This is a genomic window from Shewanella sairae (genome assembly GCF_023283535.1).
Lineage (GTDB): Bacteria > Pseudomonadota > Gammaproteobacteria > Enterobacterales > Shewanellaceae > Shewanella > Shewanella sairae.
In genome coordinates, this window is record NZ_JAKILT010000155.1 from 1 (window position 1) to 1,871 (window position 1,871).

Consider the following 1,871-nt stretch of genomic DNA (forward strand, 5'->3'; position numbering starts at 1 on the left):
TTTGATTTACGGGTCATTTGTTCACCTTGTGTTTAGATGGGGATTATACCCCTTACATCTTGGTGTCCAAATTCACTATGCCACTACATACATTCATTAATGCGTCATAGGCAGAAGGGATTTCACCGTCATTGATTGTTGGAGGGCCTTCATCAATCCCATAAAACTCAATGTGCACACTAGGATATGGATTATCCCCGTTGGCCGCAATAATAGTATTCGTCAACATTTGTTGAACTTCATCGAGCGCTTGGTTCTCGGCATATAGCCAATACTCTTTAGCCTCTTCATCAGGCGAAAATACACTGACTTCAAAGCCGTAGGTGTAAACACCTTTATATAACACGGGCTCTTTAGCGTTTTCCGTACAGCCAAATAACACCAGGACACCAATCAACAGAAAAAGTGGTTTCATTGTTCAATCCTCTGTTTAAACAAGTGCATTAACTCTAGAATTATATTATCTGCTTGAAACATAAAGTTTATATGCACATATGCACATATGTTTGGCAAAAAGTGTATGTGCGTAATCATTCACGTTGCTGAATTATAAAAATAGCGACAACTTACTTGAAAAACAGCGAGGCCGTTGTCAGCCAGAAATAGCGTGCTACATTTTTGACCGTTTATAGGCTCGTTGCTCGAAATATTTTAACGATATTAATGGATACGTTACACACAAGGACCGGTATTGACTATTGAGGGATGTCCTTATGAGCGGTTCCGGCATAGAACCTCGGCATTAGAATATGTAACTTAACGTTTTCTTGTGAACTTATTGAATCCCAATTCTGCCAGAATCCAGAGTATGATAAATACACCAAAATCAATTAGAAAGTTTGTATAATTAAAAGGATCAGAGATAAAGTTGTAGTCGAAGTTGAAAATATAAAAAGTTAATTTCGATCCTACATAAGCAAATAAGAATGTAATAACGTATTTCATGTTTACTCCGCGAAGCCCCAATACCGTCAAGCTGGAATTTGCATATAATGCTATTTGTCTTTTTTGGGGGGAAAAAAAACTCAACCTTGCCGCATAATTTACATGCAAACATATCGAGCGCTTGTTTATCTACAAACAACTCCTCTAGATTTCCAATTACGCCCCATCTAGTACCTTCGTGAAATTCCTTGGAACCTAACTCCAACATCGTCGAATCACAACGAAGGCACGTTAGAGCTTGAAGCTTCGATTCTGGTGGTTTTGTTTGCCCTTTCTCACAGCCGCAGTTCCAACATACTTCAAAACCGAATTCATTGATCTGAGTATTACAGTTTTGGCATATCCAAGCCATTGAGCCTCCAGAAATCTTACTTCTACAATAAAGTGCTCCACAAATTAAACTAACAAAGCATGCAGAACTACATTTCAAAACTGCAACAGCGTTAACTATTCGACAATCCTGTTACTGTTAATGTGTTAATAGTGCAAGCTCTTCGGTACTTAAGCCTGTAACGTCAATAATGGTCTGGTGATCCATGCCGTTGTGTAGCATGTTTTTAGCGATTTCAATAAGCGCTTCTTGGCGTCCCTCTTGACGTCCCTTGGTTTCACCAAGTTGAATACCTTCTTGACGTCCTTCTTGACGTCCTTCTTGACGTCCTTCTTGACGCCCTTGTTGGCGTAATTGTTCAGCAATTGTCATAAGTGTTTCCTCGTGCTTGGGAACTGATGAAGCCAGTGTTGTTATTAGGGCTTCGAGATTGCTTGTTTCGCCGACCTGGAGCAAATAGCTCATCAGTGACTGTACTTGCTTATCCGTAGTGTAATCGCTTAGTAGCAACCTGACCAGAGGCTCAACTAATTCCATAATGTCTTTATGCCTGGCGTGTTTCTGTACTAGCTCTAAAAGCGCTATTCGTCGATGC

2 protein-coding genes are annotated in these 1,871 nt (G+C 40.0%); both read right to left on the reverse strand.

The window, feature by feature from the left end; genetic code table 11:
• Positions 1-52: 52 nt before the first annotated feature.
• Positions 53-415, reverse strand: coding sequence for a hypothetical protein (locus tag L2748_RS23720; RefSeq protein ID WP_220783508.1), 363 nt, complete (start codon positions 413-415; stop codon positions 53-55).
• A gap of 999 nt (positions 416-1,414) precedes the next feature.
• Positions 1,415-1,871, reverse strand: a 457-nt coding sequence (locus L2748_RS23725) for an Rpn family recombination-promoting nuclease/putative transposase (protein WP_248957808.1), incomplete at its 5' end; no start/stop codon positions are given.